Origin of the sequence: Candidatus Tisiphia endosymbiont of Hybos culiciformis (genome assembly GCF_964030975.1) — a bacterium.
Taxonomy (GTDB): Bacteria; Pseudomonadota; Alphaproteobacteria; order Rickettsiales; family Rickettsiaceae; genus Tisiphia.
In genome coordinates, this window is record NZ_CAXIQH010000001.1 from 1570216 (window position 1) to 1592628 (window position 22413).

27 protein-coding genes, 1 tRNA gene and 1 other RNA gene are annotated in these 22413 nt (G+C 34.2%); 9 read left to right on the forward strand and 20 right to left on the reverse strand.

Going from position 1 to position 22413, the window contains the following annotated elements; translation table 11 throughout:
* Positions 1-4: 4 nt before the first annotated feature.
* The gene (locus ACQH2P_RS08510) at positions 5-559 is read left to right on the forward strand and encodes a hypothetical protein (RefSeq protein WP_425363795.1); all 555 of its coding nucleotides are present in this window, start codon (positions 5-7) and stop codon (positions 557-559) included.
* Here ACQH2P_RS08510 and ACQH2P_RS08515 read toward each other — a convergent pair.
* Entirely contained in the window at positions 524-658 is a 135-nt protein-coding gene (locus tag ACQH2P_RS08515) for a hypothetical protein (RefSeq protein ID WP_425363796.1), read from the reverse strand. The two genes, ACQH2P_RS08510 and ACQH2P_RS08515, sit on opposite strands and share 36 nt — an antisense overlap.
* 190 nt (positions 659-848) lie before the next feature.
* Here ACQH2P_RS08515 and ACQH2P_RS08520 point away from each other — a divergent pair.
* From ACQH2P_RS08520 to ACQH2P_RS08540, 5 genes are all read left to right on the forward strand, one after another.
* A tRNA-Cys gene (locus ACQH2P_RS08520) sits at positions 849-923 on the forward strand.
* Between the two features lie 20 nt (positions 924-943).
* Positions 944-1870 carry a site-specific tyrosine recombinase XerD gene (locus tag ACQH2P_RS08525; RefSeq protein ID WP_425363797.1) on the forward strand — a complete coding sequence of 309 codons (927 nt, stop codon included), beginning with the start codon at positions 944-946 and terminating at the stop codon, positions 1868-1870.
* Positions 1871-1901: 31 nt separating this feature from the next.
* Positions 1902-2063, forward strand: a complete 162-nt coding sequence (locus ACQH2P_RS08530; protein ID WP_425363798.1) for a hypothetical protein — start codon at positions 1902-1904, stop codon at positions 2061-2063.
* A gap of 164 nt (positions 2064-2227) precedes the next feature.
* Positions 2228-3082 carry a cytochrome c oxidase subunit 3 gene (locus ACQH2P_RS08535; RefSeq protein ID WP_425363799.1) on the forward strand — a complete coding sequence of 285 codons (855 nt, stop codon included), beginning with the start codon at positions 2228-2230 and terminating at the stop codon, positions 3080-3082.
* Positions 3083-3253: 171 nt separating this feature from the next.
* Positions 3254-3628: a TrbC/VirB2 family type IV secretion system protein gene (locus ACQH2P_RS08540; protein WP_425363800.1), complete on the forward strand. Its 375-nt coding sequence runs from the start codon at positions 3254-3256 to the stop codon at positions 3626-3628.
* A 507-nt stretch (positions 3629-4135) separates the two neighbouring features.
* Here the strand turns inward: ACQH2P_RS08540 and ACQH2P_RS08545 are convergent.
* Positions 4136-5458, reverse strand: coding sequence for an IS5 family transposase (locus tag ACQH2P_RS08545; RefSeq protein WP_425362593.1), 1323 nt, complete (start codon positions 5456-5458; stop codon positions 4136-4138).
* A 170-nt stretch (positions 5459-5628) separates the two neighbouring features.
* On the opposite strand from ACQH2P_RS08545, the gene ACQH2P_RS08550 reads away from it, so the two are divergent.
* Positions 5629-5862: a hypothetical protein gene (locus tag ACQH2P_RS08550; RefSeq protein WP_425363801.1), complete on the forward strand. Its 234-nt coding sequence runs from the start codon at positions 5629-5631 to the stop codon at positions 5860-5862.
* 24 nt (positions 5863-5886) lie between these two features.
* Here ACQH2P_RS08550 and ACQH2P_RS08555 read toward each other — a convergent pair whose 3' ends face one another.
* The 15 genes from ACQH2P_RS08555 to ACQH2P_RS08625 all read right to left on the reverse strand — a co-directional run bounded on the left by ACQH2P_RS08555 (position 5887) and on the right by ACQH2P_RS08625 (position 17770).
* Positions 5887-6009: a hypothetical protein gene (locus ACQH2P_RS08555; protein WP_425363802.1), complete on the reverse strand. Its 123-nt coding sequence runs from the start codon at positions 6007-6009 to the stop codon at positions 5887-5889.
* 204 nt (positions 6010-6213) lie between these two features.
* A complete protein-coding gene (gene secB, locus ACQH2P_RS08560; protein WP_425363803.1) occupies positions 6214-6663 on the reverse strand; it encodes a protein-export chaperone SecB in 450 nt (149 codons plus the stop codon).
* 29 nt (positions 6664-6692) lie between these two features.
* Positions 6693-7259 (reverse strand): dCTP deaminase, encoded by a 567-nt coding sequence (gene dcd / locus ACQH2P_RS08565; protein ID WP_425363804.1) that lies wholly within the window; start codon positions 7257-7259, stop codon positions 6693-6695.
* A 286-nt stretch (positions 7260-7545) separates the two neighbouring features.
* Complete coding sequence (locus ACQH2P_RS08570) at positions 7546-7758, reverse strand: IS66 family transposase (protein WP_425363805.1); 213 nt, start codon at positions 7756-7758, stop codon at positions 7546-7548.
* Positions 7759-7879: 121 nt separating this feature from the next.
* Positions 7880-8203 carry a YbaB/EbfC family nucleoid-associated protein gene (locus tag ACQH2P_RS08575; protein ID WP_425363806.1) on the reverse strand — a complete coding sequence of 108 codons (324 nt, stop codon included), beginning with the start codon at positions 8201-8203 and terminating at the stop codon, positions 7880-7882.
* Positions 8204-8214: 11 nt separating this feature from the next.
* Entirely contained in the window at positions 8215-9762 is a 1548-nt protein-coding gene (gene dnaX / locus ACQH2P_RS08580; protein ID WP_425364142.1) for a DNA polymerase III subunit gamma/tau, read from the reverse strand.
* Positions 9763-9868: 106 nt separating this feature from the next.
* On the reverse strand, positions 9869-10309 hold the full coding sequence (locus ACQH2P_RS08585) for an NUDIX domain-containing protein (protein WP_425363807.1): 441 nt from the start codon (positions 10307-10309) through the stop codon (positions 9869-9871).
* Between the two features lie 307 nt (positions 10310-10616).
* Positions 10617-10712: signal recognition particle sRNA small type (ffs, locus tag ACQH2P_RS08590), an RNA gene on the reverse strand.
* 36 nt (positions 10713-10748) lie between these two features.
* Positions 10749-11336 carry an outer-membrane lipoprotein carrier protein LolA gene (locus ACQH2P_RS08595; protein WP_425364143.1) on the reverse strand — a complete coding sequence of 196 codons (588 nt, stop codon included), beginning with the start codon at positions 11334-11336 and terminating at the stop codon, positions 10749-10751.
* A gap of 97 nt (positions 11337-11433) precedes the next feature.
* A complete protein-coding gene (locus ACQH2P_RS08600; RefSeq protein ID WP_425363808.1) occupies positions 11434-11691 on the reverse strand; it encodes a hypothetical protein in 258 nt (85 codons plus the stop codon).
* Positions 11688-12155, reverse strand: coding sequence for a thioredoxin-dependent thiol peroxidase (gene bcp / locus ACQH2P_RS08605; RefSeq protein ID WP_425363809.1), 468 nt, complete (start codon positions 12153-12155; stop codon positions 11688-11690). The genes ACQH2P_RS08600 and bcp overlap by 4 nt, the downstream gene beginning before the upstream one ends.
* Before the next feature lie 48 nt (positions 12156-12203).
* Positions 12204-12914 carry an SURF1 family protein gene (locus ACQH2P_RS08610; protein ID WP_425363810.1) on the reverse strand — a complete coding sequence of 237 codons (711 nt, stop codon included), beginning with the start codon at positions 12912-12914 and terminating at the stop codon, positions 12204-12206.
* A 532-nt stretch (positions 12915-13446) separates the two neighbouring features.
* Positions 13447-15363 (reverse strand): RNA polymerase sigma factor RpoD, encoded by a 1917-nt coding sequence (gene rpoD / locus ACQH2P_RS08615; protein WP_425363811.1) that lies wholly within the window; start codon positions 15361-15363, stop codon positions 13447-13449.
* A gap of 17 nt (positions 15364-15380) precedes the next feature.
* Positions 15381-17153, reverse strand: a complete 1773-nt coding sequence (gene dnaG / locus ACQH2P_RS08620; RefSeq protein ID WP_425363812.1) for a DNA primase — start codon at positions 17151-17153, stop codon at positions 15381-15383.
* Positions 17150-17770 carry a diacylglycerol/polyprenol kinase family protein gene (locus ACQH2P_RS08625; RefSeq protein ID WP_425363813.1) on the reverse strand — a complete coding sequence of 207 codons (621 nt, stop codon included), beginning with the start codon at positions 17768-17770 and terminating at the stop codon, positions 17150-17152. Before ACQH2P_RS08625 ends, dnaG begins: the two co-directional genes overlap by 4 nt.
* Positions 17771-17849: 79 nt before the next feature.
* Between ACQH2P_RS08625 and greA the strand changes: the two genes are divergently transcribed.
* Positions 17850-18338, forward strand: coding sequence for a transcription elongation factor GreA (gene greA / locus ACQH2P_RS08630; RefSeq protein WP_425363814.1), 489 nt, complete (start codon positions 17850-17852; stop codon positions 18336-18338).
* A 347-nt stretch (positions 18339-18685) separates the two neighbouring features.
* On the opposite strand, the gene ACQH2P_RS08635 is transcribed toward greA, so the two are convergent.
* The 3 genes from ACQH2P_RS08635 to petA form a co-directional block, all read right to left on the reverse strand.
* Positions 18686-19420 carry a cytochrome c1 gene (locus ACQH2P_RS08635; RefSeq protein ID WP_425364144.1) on the reverse strand — a complete coding sequence of 245 codons (735 nt, stop codon included), beginning with the start codon at positions 19418-19420 and terminating at the stop codon, positions 18686-18688.
* Between the two features lie 218 nt (positions 19421-19638).
* Positions 19639-20850, reverse strand: coding sequence for a cytochrome b (locus ACQH2P_RS08640; RefSeq protein ID WP_425363815.1), 1212 nt, complete (start codon positions 20848-20850; stop codon positions 19639-19641).
* A gap of 6 nt (positions 20851-20856) precedes the next feature.
* Positions 20857-21384, reverse strand: coding sequence for a ubiquinol-cytochrome c reductase iron-sulfur subunit (gene petA / locus ACQH2P_RS08645; protein WP_425363816.1), 528 nt, complete (start codon positions 21382-21384; stop codon positions 20857-20859).
* 152 nt (positions 21385-21536) lie between these two features.
* Between petA and ACQH2P_RS08650 the strand changes: the two genes are divergently transcribed.
* A complete protein-coding gene (locus ACQH2P_RS08650; protein ID WP_425363817.1) occupies positions 21537-22109 on the forward strand; it encodes a hypothetical protein in 573 nt (190 codons plus the stop codon).
* Positions 22110-22413: the final 304 nt, after the last annotated feature.

Below are 22413 nucleotides of genomic sequence, written 5' to 3' on the forward strand. Positions count from 1 at the left end.
CGAAGTGACTACTACTATTATCTACCTGATAGGGAAACCAGGAACCGGAAAGTATACTATAGCAAAAGAAATAGCAAGAGCTGGTTATAGCATATGTGATAACCAACATATCAACAATCCTATTTTTTCATTGCTAAATTATGATGGATTAACTCCTATTCCAGAATTTGCCTGGGATGCAATTAGACTTGTACGAAATGGTATTTTTAATTTTCTAAGCCAAGAAATTAGTAATAATTATGTTCTTACCAACTGTCTCTATGAAGTTGATGATGATCGTAAGCTTTTTAACCAAGTACAACAGCTAGCAGTAAATCGTAAATCAGTGTTTATTCCTGTAAAATTACTGATTTCAGAAGAAGAAAATATTAAGCGAATTCAACATCTAGATAGGCTACTTCGTTATAAATCAATCGATGTACAAGATGTTTATCCAAAATATCCATTAATTCACATTGCTCATCCTAATTTATTTGAGTTTGATGTTACAAATCTCTCTGCTAGTGAGGTTGCAAGGAGAATTTTACAGCATGTTAAGTTCTATAGTGAAACCTATTGAATTAGGTGATACAAACTTTGTGTCATACCTGCGAAAGCAGGTATCTAGATTCCCGCCTTCGCGGGAATGACAACTTACAATCGTTATGTTCTTTATCACCTAATCCTATGAGCATAACTATATCTAGATTCCTGCCATTGCTAAGAATGCCCTATTACAATTACTTCATCGGTCTTCTCTACTTCTCGCTAATAAATGAAGTAATGCTAAACTATTCTTAGGCAATGCCTAAAAATAAAAGAATTAAGTTGCCTTTTTCTCTAATATTGGTTAGGATTTAGCATCTTTAGGCTAGGTAGCAAAGTGGTAATGCCGTGGACTGCAAATCCTCAATGCGTCGGTTCGATTCCGACCCTGGCCTCCACAGAAAATAATACTAATATGATGGAGTTTATTGAGCAATTCCTAGAAATGATGATAGCTGAGCGTGGAGTAGCTAATAATTCAAAACTCAGTTACCAATGCGATCTGTTAGATTTTCAGAAGTTTTTATTACAAAATAAATTATCAGAGCTAAATATTAAAGCTGAAAATATTAGAGATTGGGTAGAATATTTAGCAGAAAATGGCTTGCAGGCAAGATCAATTAACCGGAAAATATCAACTATAAAAAACTATTATGAATTTTTAATTAGCGAAAAATATACCAATTATAATCCTACTTTGATGGTAGACCTACCAAGATACCAAACTAAACTTCCTTCTACATTATCAATTGATCAAATCAAAACTTTACTTTTATATTGTGATCAAGATAAATATCCTGATTCCATACGCCTAAAAGCAATGATTCATTTATTATATGCAAGTGGGTTACGGGTTTCTGAGCTTGTTAGTATCAGACTAACTGATATTTTAGTAAATCAAATGTCCCAAAATATCAAAAGAATATTTTCTATAACCGGTAAGGGTAATAAAGAAAGAATGGTGATCATCAATGAACAAGCTGCCCTCAGTTTGCTAGATTATTTAACTATTCGCAGTAACTTTATCAGCAAAAAATATCTAAAAAGTCAAATTTATTTATTTTGCTCTTCTGCCGCTAGCGGGCATATGACTAGACAGAATTTTGCAATCCTGTTAAAACAAGCAGCTATTAAGGCTGGGCTAAGTGCGGATAATATCTCCCCACACACTTTACGTCACAGTTTTGCTAGCCATTTGTTAGAAGGGGGGGCAGATCTTAGGGTAATTCAAGAGCTGCTTGGACATGCTGATATTAGCACCACCCAAATATACACCCATATCCAAACAAAGCATTTAAAACTTGCCTTAGATCGCCATCCGCTTAAATCAGCTATAATCAAATAACTTATAGCTAATCTGATTAGCATTTGTCCATTTGCCTCAATGGAGAAGATGTCTCCTCTGTCATTCCCGTCTCCTCTGTCATTCCCGCGTAGGCGGGAATCTAGATACCTGCTTTCGCAAGGTTAACACAAAACAAAATTGCTTCGTCGCCACCAAAGTGGCTCCTTGCAATACTCCAGTTTACTATGGCTAAATGCTAATTGTGTTAGCTATAGATTTTTGCAGCTACACCATTTTCCTCAACGCTTCCTTATATATTTAACAAGCAAAATAAAATGATTCTTAAAGACTATTCTTGATATTTACAAAAGATAGCATAGAATAATCAAGCAATAAATTGCTTATGAGTTTTTATTTATGTTACATGGGTCTATTAAAAATAACAGTTTTGTTTCTTTAGCAGGAAAAAAACATCTATTTCATCTTGTCGATCCTAGTCCTTGGCCAATTCTAACTTCATTTGCCTTATTGCTTTTAGCTAGTGGCAGCATAATGTTTATGCATGAATATCGATTTGGTGCATATGTTTTTGGTGCTGGTATTCTTTCGGTGGTTTTTTGTTTATATTCATGGTGGAGTGATGTAATTAAAGAGGGACTAATTGAAAAACATCATACTGAACCAGTAAGAATTGGCTTAAGAATAGGTATGGCACTATTTATCTTGTCAGAGATAATGTTTTTTGCTGTATTTTTTGGCTCGTTTTTTAAAGCAAGTCTTTCCCCTGTAGGATTGCTAGATGGTGTATGGGTAGTAAAACCTGGTATATGGCCTCCCCCATCTATTCAAACATTTGATCCGTTTGATATTCCTTTCATTAATACATTGATTCTTTTATTATCTGGTACAACAGTAACATGGGCACATTATGCTCTTGAGGAAAATAATCAGAAAGATTGTGTAACCGCTCTTGGTTTTACCATAATACTGGGGGTGTTTTTTAGTTTAATGCAAGCTTACGAATATCATCATGCAACTTTTAAATTTACAGATGGCATCTATGCTTCTAATTTTTATTTAGCAACCGGTTTTCACGGGGTTCACGTAATAATTGGCACTATATTTTTAACTGTTTGTTATTATAGAGTCCGAAGAGGGGATTTTATTAAAGGTAATGGTCATTTAGGTTTTGAATTTGCCGCTTGGTACTGGCATTTTGTCGATGTAGTATGGTTATTTTTGTTCACTTTTATATATGTTCTTGGGAAATAAATTTCACAATTAATTGATTTGTAAAAATTGTGACTAAAACAGCACGTATACCTTATATTTTTTGGAAACTCTTTAACTAGATTACCATAAGCCTTATATTAGTCCTTGAATTGTAAAAGGCTACAGTATAGAATTGTCAGCATGTCTAATAATTCGTTAATGAGGTAAAATATGAATATTTATAGACCCTATTCTGAACAGTTTGATAATAATTTCATCTGGCGTTTGTTGTTTGTTCTTTGCAGTATTGCTCTGATTATAGCAGCGTCAGATGTTTTTGCTGATAATGCTGCTGCTGCTGATGATCCGGTGGGTAAAGTGTTGTGTAACGTGATTCTGGTATTTAGTGGCAATACGGCTCGCGGTGTAGCTGTTGTTAGTATAATTGTTCTAGGGATTCAAACTCTCAGGGGACAATTAAAATGGGAAGTTGCATTGGTTATTGTAACTGGTATTATAATATTGTTTAAGGCTCCTGATATTATAAAGATTGTAGCTAGTAGTGCTGGAGGTAGTCAGACATGTGGTACCACAAAGATTGAATAAAAAAGAGGTATCCATACTTTTAAGAAAAATGGCGGCTCTTCAACAATCTTATTATCGGGGAGTCGCTCTTTGCAGCAATGAAGTGTAATCCCATTTTGTATCATCTTTACTTCAGTGACTCCTGCCTATGCTGAAATTGGTCGCTCCGTCAAAAAGGCTGTAGACATAAGAGGTAATACACGTTTGCGGTTAAAAATCACATCAAAATCCATAAGATTTTCACCCTATTTTGTCAAAAACCTTATGGATTTACAAAGTTTTTATAACCTAATCACAGTACCAAGCTTGTCATCCCTGCGAAAGCAGGGATCTAAAATAGTCTCCCCGTCAAAAGTGCAAAAAATTCAAAAATTAGCACCTTAGCAAAAAATTTTTGTATAAAATTTTAGAGTTTAATTGTTCTGATGTAATTTTTTGATATAAAAAGATGATTTTTAGAAAATTTTTGCATGACGTTTTGTTAACGATTTTGTAATCGTTTGATTAATTTTCTTTATTTGCTAATTTTTATGTAGAAAAATTTGTTTTGAGCAGGTGATTAGCAATACACCGTAAGTTCAATCCTACAGCGGAAATTAACGGATTTATTATATCTCCTATTACTCCTTTTAAGTAATTTCTGCCAACTCTACCATAATGCTTAAGGTGTCCTATTATCGGCTCTATAGCACTTCTTCTCTTGATCATTGCCTTATCATCTGAGGATAGCTTCTTCTTGCAATATGGGCTATACACCTTGTCTTTTTCTTTAAAATTATTCCCCTTATAGCCTAAATCAACAAATGTCCTGGCTATTCCCACTCCTGTTAATTTCTTTACAACCTCTACAGTCTGCGATAATGTATGACCATCATATGGATTGCCATGAAATGATTTGGCCGCTAATACAAAATTACCTCGACCACTTACTGCTATCGAAACCTTGTTACCAAACTCATAGGGTTTGTTTAATTTCCCTTTACCTATGCACTCTACCTCCGGTGCGTGAAAACTATATAATACTTTATTATCCTCCTTATATCGCTCTTTCTCTGCTTTACTCAGTATAGATTGTGCCTGAATCTTTTTAATCTTATTTAGTATTTCTTGCTGCTTTAATGACAAACTTAACTTTGTTTTTGCTATTTCTCGCTGACATATTCTTATTAAACGACCCAGCAATATCTTTAAATGTTGCATTACCTTCTTACGTTTTTTGGCTTTACTATTATCCTTATATTTCCATAATTTTACTATGTCTTTTTTATATTGCTTGGCATATGTCTCATGTAACTTAATGCCTAAAGTATGACATAACTTTACTAGCTCTATTCTTGCCTTATCCATCAAATACACATCATGAGGATACTTAATATTCTTAATTTGTACTGTAGTATCAACGATTATCGATGCTAAGTCTTTTTTTTTAAGCACTCCGACTTTGCAACCAATTCTTGTTAATTCTTTTAATATCTCATTATATCCTTCTTCCCCTAATATAGCACGAAACCTTCGTATACTAGCTTCTGATATCTCAGCATCTTTCTGCAAATATTCCCAACCACAAAAATATTGCCAATATACGTTCTCTCTCAGCTCTTCTTCAGCTGCAGCATCTGACAGGTTATACATCGCTTGCAGCATAGTTACTCCAAGTAATAACCTGTGACATCTGCGATTCCTACCAAATTTCTTGATATTAACATTTGTCAATAACCATTCCTCTAAAACAGTCCAATTTATTAACGATCTTAATTTATATAACTTGTTATTAGGGTTTAATTCTTCGGTCAATTTATAACCAAAAAGCTGTCCTTGTTTTTGGGATTTTATTATATCTTCTATCGGCATAATTCATACAATCCATAAGGTTTCTGCCAATATTATAGCATTTTCTTATGGATTATCTAGATATTTTTACCCGCTAACCATATTATATATTATCCTTCTAGACTTTTGACGGGGAGACAAAATAGTCAACAAAAAACCCTGAGATATTATAGATTCCTGCCTACGCAGGGATGACATCCTTTTTGTTTAAACATAGCAGATGTTGTATCTTTAGACTTTTGACGGAGAGACTAGATACCTGCTTTCGCAAGGTTAACACAAAGTTTGTATCACCTAATTCAATAGGTTTCACTATAACTGTCATTGCGAGGAGCCACTTTAGGCGACGAAGCAATCCAAAAGACCAGAAGTGGATTGCTTCGTCGTGCTTACACACTCCTCGCAATGACGCTTGTGTAGCATAATATCCTTATAATTTTTTGCTATTTTTACGATATAGTGAAACCTATTGAATTAGGTGATACAAACTTTGTGTCATACCTGCGAAAGCAGGTATCTAGATTCCCGCCTTCGCGGGAATGACAACTTACAATCGTTATGTTCTTTATCACCTAATCCTATGAGCATAACTATAGAATAAAAAATGTAGGGTACTATGATTCCCGCCGTTGCTAAGAATGACAACTTACAATTTGCTAACGCTAAAACAAGCCCCTTGTCCTCACTAATAGACCTCTTGAGTTTTTTTAGTTTTTTCCCTTGTGATTTTAAATTGTCATGTGGATTGGAAATAATGACAGTCTGGTTAGCTATAATTAATTTTCACTTTCTCGCATTTTCTTGTGATATAAAGCACCAAAATCAATCGGATCAATCATCAATGGCTGGAATCCACCATCCTGAGTGGTATCAGCAATAATTTTTCTAGCAAATGGGAAAATCATTGCTGGACAATGAATTGCTAATATCATCTGGTGTTGATCTTCTGCTATATTAATTAAGTTAAAAACCCCAGCATATTTTAGGTCTACTATAAATAGCTTATGTTTTTCGCTCATTGCTTTAGCTTCTATACTTAATTCTACCTCATAAAAATTTTCTTCAGGTAAATTAGAGATATTAAGGTCTAGGAATAAATCAATTTGTGGATTACGTTCCAAAGACACTAAAGATTTTGGAGCGTCTGGATTTTCAAAAGATAAATCCTTTATATATTGAGCATTAATAGCGATATGTGGCATTTCTTGTTGATTAGTGTCTTTCATAACAAAAGGTCCTTATTTTATTAAAATTTTTAAGTTATTGGCAAGGTAACACCTTGCTGTTTCATATATTTCCCATGACGATCAGCATAAGATGTATTACAAGTTTGGTCACCTTTTAAAAACAAAAATTGACAAGCTCCTTCATTAGCATAAATTTTTGCCGGCAACGGAGTAGTATTGGAGAATTCTAATGTTACATGCCCCTCCCATTCAGGTTCTAATGGTGTTACGTTAACAATTATACCGCATCTTGCATAGGTTGATTTACCAACACAAATAACTAGTACATCTCTTGGAATTTTAAAATACTCAACTGTTCTTGCTAAGGCAAAACTATTTGGCGGAATAATACAAACATCAACTTCTCTATCTACTAAGCTACATTCAGTAAAATTTTTGGGATCAACTATTGCCGAATTGATATTAGTAAATATTTTGAATTCCTTTGAAACTCTTGCATCATAACCATACGAAGATAAACCATAAGAAATAATTCTCTCTGAGTTATTTAATTTAATCTGCGTATCAGTAAAAGGTGCAATCATATTATGTTCTGCACACATTTTTCTTATCCAATTATCAGACATAATGGTCATATACAATTACACATATTATGGTTAAATTTCCAATTATTTGAGTATAATATAGTAAAAAGTTAGAAGCACTAAGTGTTTTTAGAATATTTTTATTAAATTATTTTTTTTGCATTTTGCAGGAGCTCTTATTTGGACTCAGTAGAAACCTTTATAGAACCTACGACTTGTTTTATAAAATTGCTTATTAATTAGGATAATTTTGCTATTCTCCGACAGACTCTTAGTGTTATCAAATACAGTGTACCCTATTGTCAAACCAAAAAAAAGTGTGATCGTTCAGGGATTTTTAAGAAAGTTGATTTGTTAATTCCTGACAAGGGTTCAAGTTTTGGAGTTTCGACGATGCAAAAAGGGATTTGATGCGTTCTAAAAACCTGTCTCCTCTTATTGACCACGTAAAAAACGAATTCTTCCTGTATTTTACATGATGTTTTATTTGCCGCTCAGCATGATTATTGGTCGGTTCTATTTCAGCATGTTCTACAAACGTCCACATCATAATACAATTGTCTTATCCCCCCTCCCAAACTTAGGCTAATATTAGCTTACAATTCGCAGGAACATTCAATTATTGATGGCAACTTTTAAACTGCCCCGCATATATACTCAGTTGGAATGATTCAAAATGGCATTTTTAGTCCAGGTGGTAAAGCAACGTTACCGAAAGCATTGTGCATAGAGTTTTGTGAATCCTCATCAACCTTACTTTTGGCATCACTAAAAGCCGCAACAATTAAATCTTCCAACAGTTCTTTCTCTGTCTCTTTAAGCAAAGAGCAATCAATAGAGACTTTACGAACTTCTCCACGACCACTAACGGTAATATTTACTAACCCACCACCTGCTTTTCCAAAATATTCAGTACTTGCCATTTGATCTTGCATCTCCTGCATTTTTTTCTGCATTGACTGAGCTTGTTTTAAAAACTGATTAAAATTTACCATACTCTCTCTCTTTAATTCTTTAACAGGATATCTGAAATCGTGATATTTGGAAAGTGTTTTGTTAGAATTTCCCAATCTTTACTTGATTTTACTTTATTCATCAATTGCTCTTTAAGAGTGATGATTTGTGGTTGTTTGGTAATGATCACATCCCAAATCTTACCTGACCAGGCAAATAATAAACTACCAATTTGCTCTTTTATTTTGCTATTTAGGTCATTTCCAGCTATTTCTATAGCCTGAAGTGCAAAAGCTTTCAACTCCACTTGGTTTAACAATCTGTAGTAAATTTCCATCTCATTATGCAAATGTAAAAACTCAAGAAAATCAGTTACAAGAACATCGGTAATTTGATGATTTTGAGTTGATTGTTGTAATACTGGCTGATCTAGTTGTGTCCCATCATTATGTATATCCACTAATTCTTCTAGCGATGGCAACATTTGTGAGTAAATGGATTTTAGCACCAGCATTTCAGCTTCTATCAACTGATTATGGGAAGTTTTCATCTCTATAATCCCTTTACTATATATTTGCCAGATAATAGATAATTGAGGAAGGGTAACTTTTGTTAAAATAGCTGTAACCTGCTCCTTAAAAGGTAGATATATAGGATTCTGATAATCAGGTAACATCTTTACCTTATTAAGATAGGCACTAAAATCAGCAACTAAGGATACAAAAATTTCTAAATTTGCTGAAGACATATAGAGCTGGTTTACTAAATCAATCGACTTAGCCGCATCTCTTTGAATAAGATATTCAAAAAATTTGATGATACTAGCTGTATCAACTAAACCAAGTATTTGGTAGACAATTTCAGGGGTGATAACCTCCCCTGCCCCCAAACTTGTTGCTTGATCTAGTACTGAGACTGCATCTCTAGCTGAACCATCAGATCTAGAGGCAATTATTTTAAGAGCTTCTATTTCAACATTTAACTGTTCTTTTTTTGCAATCTGTTGAATTAGCTGAAAAATATCATCAAACGTTAGCCTTCTTAAGTCATATCGCTGACATCTAGAAATTACGGTTAATGGAATTTTCTGTGGTTCGGTAGTAGCAAATATGAATATGACATGTGCTGGTGGTTCTTCAAGAATTTTAAGTAAAGCATTAAATGCCCCCTTAGACAGCATATGAACTTCATCAATTATAAAGATACTATACCGACCAATTAGCGGCTTGTAGTCACTACTTTCTATTATTTTACGAATGTCATCAACGCTTGTCTTACTGGCAGCATCCATTTCAATTATATCAGGATGATTATTTTTATTAAAACTATTACAATTCTGACAATTCTCACAAGGCTTAATATGCTCACCTTCAACTATTGGATTGCTACAATTAATAGTTTTAGCGACAATACGTGCTGAAGTAGTTTTACCAACCCCTCTAATACCAGTAAGAAGATACCCTTGAGATATACGATCTTTTTGAATAGTATAATTTAGAATTTTTGTTAAAACTTCTTGTCCGTATAGTTCAGAGAAATTAGTAGGACGATATTTCCTAGCAAAGGTAATATACTGATCTGTTGTTTTGGTCACTTGTATATTCACAAAATATGATGAGATACTTTATCGTAGTAGGAGCAACTTAATTAAGGCACTACAACTAAAACAGTTGATATTTTTTACTTAATACTACTTCTTAAAATATCTAGTTAATTAATGATTTAAAGTGGGATAAACCATCTTTTTCGTATCTAGATAACAAATTATGTAAGCCCTCAGGTAAAAAGTTAAGATTTATCAGTTCATTAAATTTTATCCAATGAAATTTTAAGAAATCTTCCTTTGATTTAACTTCTCTATTTATAGATAAATCTTTTGAAATAACTTTAAAAATTATGCAATGTTCATGAACAGCTTTGCCATTATAATCCCATATATTTTCTATCATACCAATAAAATCGCCTAATTCAAAATTAATTAGACCAACTTCTTCTCTTAGTTCTCTTGATAATGCGGTATGAACTGACTCTTGGTATTTTATGTGACCACCAGGCAAAAATAGGTTTTTTCCATTGTCAGCAACTAACACAGAATCTTCATCTCTTATATAAGCACGTGCGATAGCATGAATTTTGTTGATTTGCATAATTATTTTTACTCTAAACTTGAGAAAATGTAACAATTATATTCCTTCCGCTAACGTCATTGCGAGGAGTGTGTGAACACGACGAAGCAATCCATAAAAGTAACCAAAAATGGATTGCTTCGTCGGCACTGAAGTGGCTCCTCGCAATGACGCCGGTTATTTTTCCACAACTTTTAAACTGTCATGATGACCTCTAAACCCGCTTCCCCTTCTAACTTTTGACAGCTGTGACTAAAGTGACTCCTCGCTAATAGACGGAGTAATGTTTCGGATTAGCTATAAATGCTATAATACAGCTGATTTATTATTATACATGCTAGTAATGACCCACTAGATACTATTTTGGCTGCTTTCTTTCGAACCTGACCACCTGAACAGAGCCAATGCCCACTACTAGCACGTAATAAAATAGTTCTTTTATCATATATAGGCAAGCTATTTAACTAGCTAAATTATATTTTTTTTCTATATCTTTTTTGCCAAGTCTATTCGGTACTCCAAATATGTCTGGATGTTTGAGCTTAAACAAATCATCATCAAATTTCTGTACTTTTGCAATATGATTAAATTTTATGGTAATAACATTGTCATCCTCAAGTATTTTTAACATTCTCATCTGTTTAGTTTCTTTATCAAAGGTAATCTGACTACGTCTCTCCGATAAAGTATGATAAATAGTGACTTCAAACATATTATCTTGATCTATTGTCGACTCAATTTTAAAATATTTATCAAAATCTACAACATCTTCTAATAGAAAATTAAAGACATTCTCCTCTGTCTTAATACGACTTACATGTTTCATATCATAGTCATATACCGAAACATAGTTAGCATTACCAATAACCACCAAAGGGAATGGTGGATAATAATTACAGCGAAACTTAGAAGGTTTATTAATTAATAGCTTACCTTCAGCATGATTCCCTGCCGAATCCACTTGGGTAAAGTCCACAGCAATGGACTTCATTTCCCGTAAATATATTTTGAGCTGGTCAATAGCTTCTTGTTCAATAGCCTTTAACATTTCAGCCTGTTTTTTGACTACAAATAAATTCTCAGCATGTGCTGCATGAGCTATAGTTAGAAGAAAGTAAACGACAATAATACCTTTACAAAACCAACTAGTCATTTATACCTACATTATTATAGCTAACCCGATTAGTATCTAGCCATAATACACTGGCGTCATTGCGAGAAGGAGCAAAGCCCAAACGAAGTAATTGTAAGTTGTCATTCCCGTGTAGGCGGAAATCTAGCCCCCTGCTTTCGCAAGGGTAACATAAAAAGGATTGCTTCGTCGCTACTAAAGTATATCCTCGCAATGACGTAGTAATATTAGTTGGGTTAGCTATACATCCTGTTTTAAATATTATATTCATATTATTTTCCGCACCTGATTTAATACCTCTTCCGCATGTCCCCTCACTTGTATTTTTGACCAAATGTGAGCTATTTTACCTTTTTTGTCTATTAAGAAAGTAGTACGCTCAACTCCCATATATTTCTTACCAAACATCGATTTTTCCACCCAAACTCCATATTTCTCGCAAGTATCAGAATTAGAGTCTGATGCAAGATCAAAATCCAAACAATATTTTTTCTTGAATTTATCATGAGAATCTAAGTTGTCTTTTGATACCCCAACAATGACAGCATTCATTTGCCCAAATTCTGGCTTTAATTTATTAAAATCACCTGCTTCAATAGTACAACCTGGTGTATCATCTTTCGGATAAAAATATAATACAACAAACTTGCCTGCTAAATCCGACAAATTGATTTTACTATTCTCACCTATTGGCATAGTAAAATGGGGGGCAATATCGCCTACTTTTAATGTCATAATCGCTCCTTTTTTATACTTTTTATATCCTATAGTTCAGTTTACACTCTATTTTTTTTTAGGCAAATGATAAATTACAAAAATTACTGCTAACGAAATTGCCAAGGCAAACCAAGTAACGGCATATTCTAAATGATCATTTCTGACATTTAACAGATTTTTAATCGACAAACTTTTAAGAATATCAGATCGATTATTGTTACCTTCCATAATTAAATAAAAATCTTCTAATTTCAAACCAAGAATATCGGATGCCTGAGTTAAGTCTAAGGTAAACCACACATTATTTTTAACATCATTATTTAGGACAAACAGCTTGGTTTTCTCCCCAGGGAGAATTACACCGGTAATTTCTGTAGAACCATCTACTATATCATTAATATTTTTCTTATACCTTCCAGCAAACCACCCTAATGCAACTAAAATTATCTTATTATCATCAGTTTGAAAAGGGCTAACTAAATAATAGCCATCTTTTTCAGTGGACATTGATTTACGCCCATAAAGATGCAAATTCTTACCAGCCAAAAAATGCCCCTTCATTTTCACTTTAGCATACAATTTATCTGCACTAAGTGTTTTTATATCAATAGGAGGATTATTAAGATTATTTTTCATTGAACTCAAAAATAGTTCTTTTTCCTGCAATCTAGCAATTTGCCAAAATCCCAATGATAAGAGGAAGACAAATGCTAATATAGTAAGTGATAAAGGTAATAACTGTACTTGGCACTTACCAATTTTTAGAGTTTTGGACACTATAACTTCTTCATTATTTCTAGTAGCGATTCTATAGTAGCTGAGTCTCCTTGTCTATTGTCAAAGATGAAGTTGTGACTTGCTACCCTGTATTATTATAATAGACTTCTTTCAAAACTCTAGGAGACTGTCGGAAATGACTAAAGTAATTTGGACAATGATGCGACACTCGAATCCCGACTTTTTGAGAAGCATTTTAGCTCCCTGCCTTCGCAGGGATACAGGATAGATGCTTTCACAGGGATACATAAAATTATAAATTGTCATTCTTAGCAACGACGGGAATCTAGATCCCTGCACTCCCTTGTCATTCTTAGCAACGGCAGGAATCTAAGATCCCTGCCTTTCGCAGGGATGACAAGTTAAACCTCGCAGGGATGACACAAAAATTGCTTCGTCAACCTACGGTCTTCCTCGCAATGACGTTAACCACATACGACTTTTAAACTGTCCTGCATAAAACCCTTTCCTCTTCTAATTTTCAACAGCTCTGGGGTGTAGGTATCATCAAGCAATAAAAATCCTATGCAAATTAGCCGCCAAAAGCAGACTCGGAAGAGTTATTTTGCTTTCTAGAACCACCCCGGAAACTACTAAGTTTTTTAGATCTGGTTGGATGTTTCAATTTACGTAGTGCTTTGGATTCTATTTGCCTAATACGTTCTCTAGTAACATTGAATTGCTGCCCCACTTCTTCCAATGTATGATCAGTATTCATTCCTATACCAAATCTCATTCTTAGAACTCTCTCTTCACGAGGAGTAAGGGTTGCCAATACTCTAGTTGTAACCTCTCGTAAGTTCGATTGAATTGCTGCATCAAGTGGTAATACAGCATTTTTGTCTTCAATAAAGTCTCCCAGATAACTACCATCATCATCGCCTACTGGATTTTCCAAGCTAATTGGCTCTTTAGCTATCTTCATCACTTTACGCACTTTATCAACTGGCATAGAAAGACGAGCAGCAATTTCTGCTGGAGTTGGTTCATAACCTAGCTCATTCAGCATCTGCCTAGAAGTACGGATAATTTTGTTGATCGTTTCAATCATATGTACAGGAATACGTATGGTTCTAGCTTGATCTGCAATAGCTCTAGTAATAGCTTGCCTAATCCACCAAGTAGCATAAGTAGAAAATTTATACCCCCGACGATACTCAAATTTATCAACAGCCTTCATTAACCCTATGTTTCCTTCCTGAATTAAATCTAAAAACTGTAGTCCACGATTTGCATATTTTTTAGCAATAGAAATAACTAGACGAAGATTAGCTTCTATCATAGCCTTTTTTGCTCTAAGAACCTGTCTTTCACCCTTTTGTATTGTATGCACTAATTTTTTAAATTCAATAATTGGCAAACCACTAATCATTTCCATGTTTCTTAACTCGCTAATCATTTGATCAGTAAAATCCGATTCTTTAGCAAGAAAATTCTTCCAATTAGAACTATTATTTTTTTGCATTTGCCTCTTCCAGTTCTCATCAATTACCGCTCCCATATATTCACTTATGAAGCACTGACGAGTTATGCCATATTTTTCCGCTAACTTAAGAAAGTTCCCTTCTTTATGCACTAATTCTTTATTCAGACTATATATTCTATTAAGGATTTCCTCCGTTCTTTTAGAGTGGAAATGGATACCAGAAATTTCAACAATTAGTAATTGCAGATTTTTGGCATATTTTTTGTTATCTTGTAACCCCTTAGGCTGAGGATAACGTGCGTAATGTTTTTTTGCTTCAACTAACAGCTCTTCAGAAAGTTTAGCAATTTTCTCCATACGTTTGACAACGCTAGGTAATAACTGTAATTCAATAGTGGCTATTGATAGATTACTGGATTCTTCATGCTCTTCATGATCTGATTCTATATCATTATTTTGGTTGTCTTCAGAATTACCACAATATTCGTGAACCATATTAGCTTCTAAATCAATCAAATCCCGAAGTAATATTTTTTCATTAGCTAAGTCCTCATGCCATTTAATAAAGAATTTCATCGATATTGGATTTTCACAAAGTGACTTAACCATTATCTCTTTGCCTTCCTCAATATCTTGAGCTACTTCTATTTCAGCCTCACGAGAAAAAAGCCCTACCCCGCCCATATCTCGTAGATATAATCTTACTGGATCATCGGTTGTACCTAAATTTTCTTCTTCACTGTCATCTTCAGGTTCATTATCAACATTATTAGATAGTTTAAATTCTTCATCTACATTAATATCAAGTTTAATCTCGTCCTCATCAGCTTCTATAATATCAACCCCAGCTTCAGAAAACTTTGATATTACCTTTTCCAGATCATTTACTGATATATTATTAGTGATTGGAATAACTTTATTTATATCATAATAAGTAACTGCCTTACCTTTTGCTTTAGCTGACTTAACTAAGTTATCAACTTCCTCGCCTTTTTCATCTATATTCTTTTTTTCATCCGTCATAATTTATAAACCTTAGGTCAATTAGTAAAAGATTCGTTTAGATTATAAAGCTCTTTAGAAACCCTCATAATCTCTTCTCGGTATAATATAGCTTTTTTCAATTCTTCATCCGATCCATTTTGAATAATGGATATATATTCTTGTTTTAATAGTACTAGGTGATGTTTCTTATGCAACCATTGCCAAAGCAAGTCAGAATCTATATCATTCTTATTAAATGATAAATCTAGAAATAAATTATTAGGTTTTGACAATAACGAAAAAGTGTCATAAAATCCAGCTCTTTCTACCAAATCAATAATATTTTCCTGATCTAGTATATCATTGCCAATAATTTCGGTAAAATACCAATCACGAAAATCTTCAAGCATTTTATTTTGAAAATTTAACGTTAATAGAAAATCCTTTATTTCTTGCTTCTTAACCATCTCTGGAAATTTTATTAACATTATACAAAAAACTTGTTCTAACATCTCAATTTCTGAATAATCAGGAGCTGAGACCATTACATTTGAATTTCTTGCCCCTCCCCTACTTTGACGTTTAATTAAATTTTGCCATATTTGGTCTTTAAAGTATCTGTAATAATTATGGCTGAGAGTCCTATCGTTTATTTGCTTACAATAATCTTCAAGATTTTTTTCCAAAATAGCTTTGTCTTCTGGAGTTACAAAACTCTTGCCTTCATATTCGGAACGCCAAATCATTTCGGATAGATTAATCCTTTTATCAAAAATTTGGGCAAAGCCCCCTGCCCCATCTTTATTGATAATATCATTAGGATCGCTGCCAGCAGGTAACATGACAAAGGAAATTTTCTTATTACCATTTATTAACGGTAATACTAGATTAATTACTCGCTGAGTAGCTTTTATTCCTGCCATATCTCCATCTAAGCAAAGTGCTATTTCATCACCAGCCCGCCATAATTTTTGCAAATGATTTTCTGTAACCGCAGTACCAAGACTTGCTACGGTCTCTTTAAAACCAGCCTGGTGCAAGGCAATAACGTCTAAGTACCCCTCAACCAAGATTGAATGGTTTTTCTTATAAGCAACACTAATCGCATTATTCTCTCCATATAATGTTTCATTTTTCTGAAATAATATGGTTTCCGGAGAATTTAAATATTTAGGCAATCCATCACCAATTACTCGCCCCCCGAAACCAATTACCTTATTATAGATATTTCTAATCGGAAAAATTATCCGGTTATAAAATATTTCATACATTGTACCATCATTTCTCTCGCCCACTAAGCCTGCTTTTTGAAGTTTTTTCAAAGATATTGATTTTTTTTTAAAAAATTTCTGCAATTCCTTAGCTGGAGGAGCAAAACCAATGGAAAACTCTTTAATTGCCTCTTTATCAATACCCCGATCATCTAAATAACTACATACTTCTTGTGACAATTGGGAGGTAAAAAACCTTTCTGCCATCTCTAAGATACCGAGTAGTTCATCCGATTCTTCATGTAGTTTTTGTTGCTCTACGGTTAATTTAGGCAATTCAATGCCATAATCATTGGCAAGTTTAATAGCGGCTTCTTTGTAAGATAAACCGCTAAGGCTAGCAACAAATTTTATAACATCTCCGTGAACAGTACAGCCAAAACAATAGTAAAATCTCTTGGCATCATTTACCGTGAATGATGGAGATTTTTCAACATGAAAAGGACATAGTCCAAGGTAATTTCCAGATTTCTTAGTTAAAACTACTTTTTGCCTAACAATATCCGATAAATTAATCCGGGTTCTGAGAAGTTCATAAAATTCTAATGGAATTCTCATAAACCTAAAATAAAGGTGAATATAATTGTAGAAAAGCAGTAGGTAAGAGGTATTAATAAATTATCGTTGATCAATAACTCTTTTGCATAAAATTCACCAATGGTAGCAACTATAGAACTAATTATGATAACAGTAAAACTAGTATGATATCCAATGAAAAAATATACTAACATGCTAATAAAAATTGCAGAAATTAGAAAGGCAATAGAGCCTTCCAATGATTTACCATTTTCTAGAGGCTTACCTATTTTGGTACCAACTAACGCAGCAAGACAATCAGCTACTATCAATATCAACCAAGATGAAATTGCTAAACCTTTTGAAAATAAAAGAGCTGTCAAAAAAAATCCAATCGCCATAAAACTGCTGCCACTTAGTCTGAATGAACCGTTCTGCTCCTCATCTCTCATAAACTTTGCAAGAAACCTATCTATAAATTTTTTAACGTATAAATTGTAGTGCCTGGCAATATCTATATATAATACACAGGTAGTAAGTAAAAATAATAATGTAGTAACAACTAATTTAGATGAAAATAAATAAAAAATCGGTATAATTAGGCTGTACAAATGAAAGGTTTTGCGTTGTATCTCAAATTTAAAGATTTTAGTTTGCATAATAATCTAAAAGGGCTGTTTGACAAAGTTTGACACAACAAATATACTAGAAAACTTAACTTAGACAAGACATATTCTTATGACAAAATTTCCTATTACACATAAAGGGTTCGATAATTTAGAGAAAGAAATCAAACACCTTAAACATGTAGAAAGACCAAAAGTGATTGAGGCTATAGCAACAGCTAGAGATTTTGGGGATTTATCTGAGAATGCGGAATGGCATGCAGCCCGGGAAAAACAAAGCTTCATTGAAGGTCGTATTTTGGATCTTGAAGATAAAGTAGCTAGAGCTGAAATTATTGATACCTCAAAACTCTCAGGTAACAGCATAAAATTTGGTGCTACAGTTAAGTTGTTAGACGACGAAACGGAGGAAGTAGTTGTATACCATATTGTTGGAGAATATGAAGCAGATATAACTAAAAAGAGAGTATCGATAGTATCACCAATTGCTAAGGCTCTCATAGGTAAAGGGGTTGGAGATATAGTGGAAGTTACAACTCCTAAAGGCTCAAAATCTTATGAGGTTTTAGAAGTAGCCTATCAAGAACTAGTAGATATTTGAGCATATAATACCATAGTACCCTACATTTTTTATTTTGTAGCGAAAGTGTAATTCGACATAATGTACCAATTTAAGGAAAAAAAAACCGATCTCTAACTGTCATTGCGAGGAGCCACTTTAGGCGACGAAGCAATCCAAAAGACCAGAAGTGGATTGCTTCGTCGTGCTTACACGCTCCTCGCAATGACGCTTGTGTAGCATAATATCCTTATAATTTTTTGCTATTTTTACGATAGAATAAAAAATGTAGGGTACTATGCTTCGTGGCTCGCGATGACGGTTATTCGTTTCTAAAATCTAGTATTTTATATCATTAGTTGCGACTTTTAAACTGCCCTGCAGTTTAGCTACAGCTTGACGTCTTGCCATATTCTATTTTTAGAGATATAAAAGAAAATTATAAAAATTACTAAAAATATCATCACCTTCAAACCCATAGATTTACGGTTTTCCATTTCAGGTTCGGCCGCCCATTGTAAAAATACTGTAACATCCATAGCCATTTGTTCGACCGATGAATTGGTTCCGTCTATATACTGTACTTGCCCATCTGTCAATGGGGCGGGCATGGCAATTTGACCATGCGGAAAATATGGATTATAACTTAACCCTGGCATTAATTTCAAATTCTCAGGAGGATTAGTATAACCAGTAAGTATAGAATATACATAATTTGCTCCATCAGGTCTTGCTTTAATAATCAATGATAAGTCAGGCGGCTCTGCACCGTTATTGGCAACTCTTGCTGCTTGTTCGTTAAGGTAGGGGCGAACAAATGGATCGGATGGTAGTGCTGGTCTTTCAAACATTTCTCCGGCATCATTGGGACCATCTTGGACAGTGTAATTTTTTGCTATTTCTTTAATTTCTTCATCTGAAAATCCTATATCTTTAAGATTACGATAATATAAATTATAAAGACCATGACACACGCTACATACTTCTTTATAGACTTGAAAGCCACGTTGAGCAGCTTTTCTATCAACGCTAGCAAAGATTCCATCAAATGACCAAGCAATCTTTTTTGTGGGTAATGCTTCGTCATTGGCAGCGACAATATTTGATATTAACAAAATTAACAAACATAGGAAAAACTTGATACTTACGTCATTGCGAGAAGGCGTAAGCCAACGAAACAATTGTAAATTGTCATTCCCGCGTAGGCGGGAATCTAGATACCTGTTTTCGCAGGGATGACATAAAAAGGATTGCTTCGTCGCTACTAAAGTAGGCTCCTCGCTAACAGACGTTTGTGAATTTGGCATAATGCTAATCGGGTTAACTATAATTTTATGATCTTTCATATAGACTCCGGTAATGGCAGAGTTTTTTCATACTTACTAATTAGAGGTACTGCAATGAAAAAATGAAAGAAATAATAAGTAGCAGCAAATCTACTTAAGGTAATATAAGGTTCTTCTGCTGGTTGCCCTCCAAGATATCCAAGTACCAAGCAGTCAAATATGAACAGCCAAAAAGCGGTGCGGAATATTGGTCTATAATTGGCACTTCTAACTTTTGAACTATCAAGCCAAGGTAAAACAAATAATAACAAAATACTAGAAAACATTAACATTACACCACCTAGTTTTGACGGCACTGCCCGTAAAATAGCATAAAACGGTAGAAAATACCATTCTGGAACTATATGAGTTGGAGTAACCAAAGGGTTAGCTGGTATGTAATTGTCAGGATGTCCTAAATAATTTGGTTTAAAAAAGACAAAAAAAGCAAATATTAGAAAGTAAACACCGAATCCAACAAAATCTTTTACAGTATAATATGGATGGAAAGGAATAGTATCTTTAGAAGACTTAACGTCGATACCCTTGGGATTATTTGATCCATGAACATGTAGTGCTACTAAATGAAGTAGTACTAAAGCTACTATAATAAAAGGCAATAAATAATGTAAAGCAAAAAACCTATTAAGCGTAGGGTTATCAATTGAAAACCCTCCCCAAAGCCAGGTAACTATCGATTTGCCAATGATTGGTATAGCTGAAAATAAATTGGTGATTACAGTTGCTCCCCAGTAACTCATTTGTCCCCAAGGCAGCACATAGCCCATAAAGGCAGTAGCCATCATGGTAAGAAAAATTATTATGCCTATATGCCATAATAATTCTCTAGGTTTTTTGTATGAGCCATAATATAACCCTCTACAGATATGTAGATAAACGGCAGCAAAAAACATTGACGCTCCAACCGAGTGTATATAACGTATCAGCCAGCCATAATTGACATTACGCATAATCTTTTCAACACTCTCGAATGCATAATCGACGTGGGGGGTATAATGCATAGCCAAAATAATGCCAGTGATTATCTGAATTACTAGGGCAATACCAGCTATTGACCCTAAGTTCCATAGATAACTCAAATTTTTGGGTGTTCGGTATTCGCCTAAATGTTTAAAGAACGAGAAAACAGGTAATCGATAGTCTATCCATTCTATTATCGGATTAGATTTGCTTGGATTGGATTTATTAGGATAATCACTTTCATTCATAAATAATTATCCGATTTTAATTTTTGTATCAGAAATAAATTCATATGGTGGAACAGCCAAGTTTAAAGGAGCTGGCCCTTTGCGAACACGACCAGATGAATCATACTGAGAGCCGTGGCATGGACAAAACCAACCATCATAATCACCCTGGTTGGCAAGTGGTACACAACCTAAATGTGTGCAAATGCCTATAGTTATCAACCACTTATCATGCCCTGATTTTACTCTATCTTGGTCAAGTTCAGGGTCTATTAGCTCGGTGAGATTTACATTTCTTGCCTCAGCAATTTTCTCTGGAGTTCTATTAGTAATAAAAACCGGCTTACCTTGCCATTTAACAGTAAGAGTTTGACCTGGTTGGATGTGAGATAAATCCACTTCTATTGAAGATAGGGCAAGAACATCTGCTGAAGGGTTAAATGAATCAACAAGAGGGTAGGTAGCACACGCAGCTCCAACCACCACCATACTGCTGGCAGTTAAGGTTATAAAATCTCTACGAGTTGCCTTATCATAACAATTAGTATTTGACATAAAATGATCAGTATAATTATAGATATTTACACAACATATTATCATAAAAGTAACAAAATATCAAGGGTCGCTTATAACTAGTTGCATGAGTGGTAAAATGGGGATATAATTGAGTTCTAGAATTTATTTATCTTTTTTTATTGGAAGAAATTATGTCAAAAGATTTAGGCAAGATTGTTCGGACTCAAGAACAAATGCAAGCTATTGCACGACTTGATGCTCACAGAAATGCTAAGCTTATTTATTGGAACTCTACTAATGCTAACAAAAAGAGTTTAGCTGAGTGTAATTATCCGAAATATCCTGGTTATGATAATGATTTGAAATTAGTTAAAGGTAGTTCTGCTTTTTGTTATCATATTCATTTTGTTACGGTGGGTATTGCATACGTGGGTGTTTATTTGTCTTGCTATGATTATATGAATACTCAAGGTGATTATTTACAGTATAATGGACCGGGTGGTGGTTTTGTTGGCGGGGGGATAACTGGTGCAACTTGGTTAAATTCTAATATTGACATTTTGTCATTAGTGGATAAGGGTAATTGTGTTCGGTTTGAATGTGGTTATTTCGCTCCTATTGGTGTAGGTGGAGCCCATGTTAATCTTTATCATGATGATTCTGCTGACACGTGGTTTGCTGGTACTGGAACTTTCACTATTTATGGCGAGGGGTGTGGCGAACTAGGAGGGATTGGTAATTTTAGTTATGGTAAGTGGTTTTAATACATATGGAGTTGCCACTACTCATCAAGCCTACTATCACAATAATAGCATTCGAATCTTTTTTATGCTGTAGACCGTAAAAAAATATGCCTTACAGCACGAAATTCAAATGCCCCTGAAGAAGGTATTTAGCTATAGTAAACTGGTGTCATTGCAAGGAGGCGTAAGCCGACGAAGCAATCTTTTTTGTGTCATCCCTGCGAAAGCAGGTATCTAGTCTCCCCGTCAAAAGTCTAGAAGGATAATATATAATATGGTTAGCGGGTAAAAATATCTAGATAATCCATAAGAAAATGCTATAATA